The organism is Nodularia sp. UHCC 0506 (genome assembly GCF_034931045.1).
In the GTDB taxonomy this organism is placed as follows: domain Bacteria; phylum Cyanobacteriota; class Cyanobacteriia; order Cyanobacteriales; family Nostocaceae; genus Nodularia.
Window position 1 is genome coordinate 122,762 of the sequence record NZ_JAYGHH010000004.1, and the last position, 6,682, is coordinate 129,443.

General features: G+C 40.9%; 4 protein-coding genes. 1 reads left to right on the plus strand and 3 read right to left on the minus strand.

What is annotated here, in order from left to right; translation table 11 throughout:
- Window positions 1–1,066, plus strand: a 1,066-nt coding sequence (locus tag VB654_RS05045) for an ATP-binding protein (RefSeq protein ID WP_323212426.1), incomplete at its 5' end; no start/stop codon positions are given.
- 528 nt (window positions 1,067–1,594) lie between these two features.
- On the opposite strand, the gene VB654_RS05050 is transcribed toward VB654_RS05045, so the two are convergent.
- The 3 genes from VB654_RS05050 to VB654_RS05060 all read right to left on the minus strand — a co-directional run.
- A complete protein-coding gene (locus VB654_RS05050; protein ID WP_323212428.1) occupies window positions 1,595–2,902 on the minus strand; it encodes a response regulator in 1,308 nt (435 codons plus the stop codon).
- Window positions 2,899–5,724, minus strand: a complete 2,826-nt coding sequence (locus VB654_RS05055; protein ID WP_323212430.1) for a CHASE2 domain-containing protein — start codon at window positions 5,722–5,724, stop codon at window positions 2,899–2,901. Before VB654_RS05055 ends, VB654_RS05050 begins: the two co-directional genes overlap by 4 nt.
- Before the next feature lie 293 nt (window positions 5,725–6,017).
- A partial coding sequence (locus tag VB654_RS05060) for a DUF928 domain-containing protein (protein ID WP_323212432.1) occupies window positions 6,018–6,682 on the minus strand: 665 nt, incomplete at its 5' end.

A 6,682-nucleotide genomic window follows, 5' to 3' on the forward strand; every position in this document is an offset into this window, starting at 1 on the left:
CAATGTTCTTGCTCCCATCATGATGACAGCGCAACTGTTAGAATCACAAATGCACGATGAGCGCTCTCGGCGATTGTTGCCCATTTTGATTTCTAACGCTAAACGTGGAGCCAGTTTAGTTAATCAAGTTCTATCATTTACTCGTGGTGTAGAAGGAGAGCGTACCCTTTTACAACTAAAGCATTTAATTATAGAAATTCAGCAAATCATTAAGGAAACCTTTCCCAAATCCATAGAAGTTACTATCCAAATTTGCCCAACTCTTTGGACTGTATCTGGTGATGCTACACAGTTACATCAAGTGCTAATGAATTTGTGTGTTAATGCCCGTGATGCCATGCCCAATGGCGGTAATTTAAAAATTTTGGCAGAAAATCTGGTAGTAGATGAGAATTACGCCAGAATGAATATTGATGCTCAAGTTGGTTTCTATGTAGTTATTACTGTTACCGATACGGGCATAGGTATTACACCGGAAATATTAGAACGGATATTTGAGCCATTTTTTACAACTAAAGAAACTGGTAAAGGTACTGGTCTTGGTCTTTCTACAGTCATAGGGATTATTAAAAGCCACGGTGGTTTTGTCAAGGTACACAGCAAACCCGGAAACGGCAGTCAATTCCAGGTTTATTTGCCAGCACAAAATATTACAGAAACCATAGAAGAAGTTGAACAAAGTTTGCCCCAAGGAAATGGAGAATTGATTTTAGTTGTAGATGATGAAGCTCCCATTCGAGATATTACCAAAACATCTTTAGAAAACCATACTTACCAAGTAATCACAGCCAAGGATGGGATTGAGGCTATAGCTTTGTATGTAGAACATCAAGACAAAATATCTCTTGTTTTAACTGATATGCTGATGCCATCTATGGATGGAATGACAACTATTAAGACATTGCAAAAAATCAACCCAAATGTGAAAATAATTGCCGTCAGTGGATTGGCTACAACTGAAAAAGTAAAAGCGGCTTATGATGCTGGAATTAAAGCCTTTTTAGCAAAGCCGTACACAGCCAATCAGTTATTACAAATTATTAGCACTGTTAAAAGTAAGAATTAGTGGACTTGCAAGACAGAGAAAACATTTAATTGTAGGTTTAATTCTGATGTCTTTGAACATCTCCTTGAATACGCTATCCTCAAAGTGACGGGTTATAGCGATCGCTCAGTTGACGAGAATAAAACTAACTATGTGAAATAATGTAAAAATATGATAATTTAGCTCGTAGTCAGGGCTTTAGCCCTTCAAGACCATTGAACCCCTTTCCTAGAACTGACATTGGATCAATGGATTTAGCTCGTAGTCAGGGCCTTAGCCCTTCAAGACGGTTCGATTAATCAAAAATTTCAATTTTTAGAATCCTCAATAGTTAACCGTATTGTTTAGCCCTTAATTCAGGACTAAAGTCCTGACTACAAACCTTTAATTATTCACGATGACATATCTATCTGTTAAGAGTCTTATGACAAGAGGCGTTATTTTTGGTTATATTCCGGTATTTTTCTGGACTTCATTGGCATTTCATTTAATAGTTTACTATAACAAGTAGGCCAGAGCCGTTTTTATGAGTAAATAAAGTGTATTTCCCTAGCTACTTGGCAAAGTAATCATGAACTTTGTACCCATACCCAAAGTTGAATAACAGTTGATTTGTCCATAGTGTTTATCGACAATAATTTGGTAGCTGATAGCTAATCCTAGTCCAGTTCCTTTACCCACAGGCTTCGTTGTAAAAGATGGTTCAAAAACTCTAGCTTGTACCTCAGATGGCATACCAAGAGCGTTATCTTCAATGCAAATTGAAATAGTTTGTTGTTGATGCTCAATCGATGTCGTGATTGTGATTGTATTAGGAACACAAGCAGCTATATTTTGATCTGAACGCTTTTGATGCAGATCATCAAAGGCATCAATAGCATTGGCGATAATATTCATAAATACCTGGTTTAGTTGTCCGGGATAGCAAATGATGGGAGGTAAAGTATCATATTGCTTCACAACCTCAATTTTGGGGCGATCGCCTTGGTCTTTAAGACGATGTTTTAACAAAGTTAAAGTGCTATTGATGCCTTCGTGAATTTGAAACTCAACTTTAGAGGAAATATCGGAACGAGCAAAAGTTCTTAAAGAGAGGCTGATTTCTTTCAGACGCTTAATTCCCTGGTTTATCGATCCCAAAAGTTTTGGTAGATCCTCAATGAGATACTCTAAATCAATTTCTTCCATGAGTTCTTGGATTTCTTGGTCTGGGTTTACCTGCTTTTGCTGTTGCAGATTCACCAAACGCAGGAGATCATTGACATATTCATCAATGTGGGAGCAACTTCCACTAATAAAACCAATGGGATTATTAATTTCATGACCTATACCTGCAACCAGTTGTCCAAGGGTGGACATTTTTTCACTCTGGATCAGTTGTAGTTGGGTTTCCTTTAACTGTTCTAGAGATTGGGTTAATGCGGAGGTGCGTTCTTGGACTCTGTGTTCTAGAGTACGGGTGAGTTGGGAGATTTTTAAATGTAACTTTAATCGAGCAATGACTTCTTCGTGTTGGAAGGGTTTGGTAATATAGTCAACAGCACCAATTTCCAATCCTTTGACTTTATCTGTAGCATCAGACAACGCAGTCATGAAAATGATCGGAGTATCCTGAGTCATGGGATTGGCTTTGAGCCTACAACAAGTTTCAAACCCATCAAGACCTGGCATCATTACATCAAGCAGAATTAAATCAGGATGAGCATATTCTGTTTGTTCGATTGCCGATTCTCCATCTGTGGCCATAAGTGCTTTCCAACCACATCTATGAATCGATTCTGATAGCACTTTCAGATTGTTTGGATTGTCGTCTACCAGCAAGATATGTATGGGCTTTAAGAGAGGTTCGCTCATCATTGAGGTGACTCCGTTGTTTTTACAAAAGATTTTAGGAACTGACGGATTTTTGCAGTTTGAAAATTGGTAGTGAGTTTGTTCAATTCATGAGCGAAGGGAGTTAGCTGAGTGTTTTGCTGAATCAGTTCTCCTATGATTCCCTCAATCGCCGGTATATCTCCCATCATAGCCAGGTGATAGAGTTGCTGCAAAACATCCTGTGAAGGTATAATCAATTCAGCATTAGTTATCTGCTGAGGTTGAGAAGACGATTGTAAAGGTGTAGATTGGGCATAAATCCACTCAACTTTTAGCAGCGATTGCAGTGCCTCGAAAAGTTCATCAATCTGGAGGGGTTTAGGCAAGAATGCTGTTGCTCCAGCCTCTAAACTCCGTTGCTGATTTTCCTCGAATACACTAGCACTAGAAACAATAATCGGAATATGACGAGTTTGTGGATTTCCCTGTAAGTGAACCATGAGTTCAAAGCCATCCATGTGCGGCATAGCTAAATCAAGCAAAATTATATCTGGAAGACTTTCAGTTGCTATATCTAGTCCCTCTTTACCGTCGATTGCTTCCAGGGTTTGACAACCAACTTCTTCTAACATACGACTCAACATAAAACGATGGTTTTCATCATCATCAACAATAAGAATTTGCGGCGCAGGACCCTGAATACCCACAAGTTTCGAGTGGGATGAGATGTACTCTGTGTTCCAGTCATGGGACAGTGGTACTGGTACTATCAAATCCAGCCAAAATACACTACCTTCACCCAGGCGACTCTGTACCTGAATTGGGCTACCCATCAATTCAGCAATTCTTTGACTAATTGCTAATCCCAAACCGGTACCTTCAGATTTCCGCCCTGCCTCACCGACTTGCTCAAAGGCTAAAAATATTTTCTCTAATTGGTCTGGGGACATCCCAATACCTGTATCTTCAATCTGAAAGCGAATCTGCTGATGTGTCACTTGTGTAGTTTCATTTGTCATTTGTGGAAACTCTTGCTCAATGAAATCTACCTTAAATGTGACACTACCGTTGTCTGTAAATTTGATAGCGTTGCCTAGTAAGTTGATCAAGACTTGGCGTAACCGCTTTTCATCTAGTTGAACAACAATCGGTAAGTGATCATCTATTAAGATGTTAAATGCAATTCCCTTCTGCGCTGCTCGGATACTACAAATCTCGGACACACCATGTAAGAAGCTCGCCAGATGCACATTAGTTGTCACCAGTTCTAATTTACGAGCTTCAATTTTTGAAAGATCGAGTATGTCGTTGATTAGCATCAATAAGTGTGTCCCACATTGATAAATAATGCTGACTCCTTCTATGTCTTTTTTGGTCAAGTTTGGGGACACCTCTAGCACCTGAGCAAAACCAAGAATGCCATTAAGCGGTGTACGTAACTCGTGGCTCATATTCGCTAAAAATTCGCTCTTTGCCTGGTTAGCAGCATCAGCAGCTTGTTTGGCTACCAGTAGTTCATGAGTTCGTTCTTGAACTTTTAGTTCTAGGGTTTTGGAATAATCTAAAAGTTGCCCATTGGCAATTTCTAGTTGCCGATTTGCTGCTTCTAACTGCTGTTGTTTATAGGCATTAGTTGTGGCAATTACACTGCTGATGAAGGCTAATAATGGAGATGTGACGGGAATCAAAACACCATGCAAAAACATTCCATAGCCACCCCCCAGTAATGCCCCACTGATGGATACAGTTACCCAAAGAATTTTGCCCCCTGGAATCCGTTGCCCCTGAAACGTACTGGCTAAATACAAACTACCACTGGAACCAATCACAGTCCACAAAAAAATCCAAGCTGCGGCAGCTACGCCAGAAAAACCGTGCAGGTTTGCTTTGCCTGTTTTTGCCCCATGTACCAATTGATGGGCAATATTTGCATGGATGACAACGCCAGGTGTAGGTTTCTGAGCAGAAATCAAAGAAGAACTAAAAGGTGTACTAAAGAAGTCATTAGTACTGGCCGCAGTTGATCCAATAAATACCATGCGATCGCGCATCAGGTCTGGGGGAATTTTTTCTGCTAACACATCGCGCATAGCAACTGTGCGAAACGCAGTTTCCGAACCATACCAGTTAAGTAGAATTTGATAGCCTCCTAAATCGGCATCACCATAACCTGCGGTTTGATTTTCTATTGGTAAGTAAATTTGTTTACCTAACTGAAACTTTTGCTGCTTTGGATCAATAGATTCTAAGGTAATTTTTTCGGCTTCTAGATATTTGAGTGCTACCAGGGTTGCCAGTCCTGCTTTGATTTTACCTTCTGCTTGGGCATCACTCGCTGTCAAAAGGGCGCGGCGCACATGGAGATCGCCATCCAACACCAAATCGGCTAATCCTACTTGGTTGTTTTTTTTCAGTTCTGGTGGTGGATTGACACGCTCACCAGTTATCTTCTCAACACCAATCAAATGAGGAGTAGTTTGGAAAATTTCCACCAGTTTTTCATGTCCATCACCTTCTGGTAGATCCCGATAGAGATCCAAACCAATGGCACGGGGTTGTTGAACCCGAATTTTTGCCAGTAATTGTGCTAATGATCTATCTGGAACTGGCCATTTACCAACTGATTGGATATCGCGTTCATCAATTGTCACAATCACGATTTCGTCAGCGACTGAATCTAGCGAACATTCTACTAGGGTGAGTGATTCACACGAACGTAGTCGCACCCATTCATCACGAAGTTTCCACTCAGGCAAATTGAAAATTCCTAATGACTGCCCAACAATAACTGTCAAGGCAATACTAGGAGTAATAATCAAAACATTATGAGTGCGTTGGATGAAAGCTTGGAACTTGCGCCACATAATTCCGCCACACGCTTTATTTAATATTGATTGGCATTGGAGAATGGCACACTTGTTAAGGACAAATCTATTATTTAAAAGGCTTTTGGATGTGGGGTGTGGGGTGTGAGGAATTAAGGAAATGTTAAACTCCAAAACGTACTAAAATTCAATTTTATTAAACACACTCAGCCTACACCCTATCCCCAACACACTGCCCTGACGAGATTTCGGCTTATCTTCGTGCCATTCTAGGAGAGGGGATTAGGGATGGGGTAGAGGAATGAATTTTGGCTCTCCCCAGTCCCTAGTCCTTAATTAGCAGATGCTAATAACGGAGCATTTACAATCTCCTTCAAGCTAACAGAGGAGAGAAGTTCTTCCCATTGCTTGACTATAGTTACATTATTGGGTTGGCTGGTGTACAGTGTCGCCAGTGTTTCTACACAGTCATACCAAACGCCATGTTTACCAAAAGCATTTGCCCGTTTCAAAGCATCTTTCTCTTGCATCACTGCTGCCAATTCAGCAGTAGGTTGGATGCGCTGAATCCAACCATCGACGTAAGGCGTACTGGGGTTGAGCTTTCCATCTAATTTCAATGCTAAAAACCATTGGTAGTTTTTCCCAACGGCTAAAGCTGGTGCATCTGCTGGTAATTTGACTGACATCACGCCAGTTTTCCCTGCAACTGGAATATTCATTTGATATTCTGTCTTGCCAGCTTCATTTTTGAGGCTAAATACAGCTTCTTCTGCATTGGAATCAGGCAGATATACCATAATTGTGGGGCGTTCAGACACCGTTGTGCCATAGAAGCTTTCAGGTAGGAGCGCAATTAGGGCGGCTGGGCCAGATCCTCTGACATCTGTAGAATTTAAATAGTAAGTCCCAACGCGAGAAGACCCTCCCCTGGCTTGTCTGGGTGCGCTGTTATCAGTCGCAGGTGTAAAGAGGTTGCCTCTAGAAGCTCCCCCCC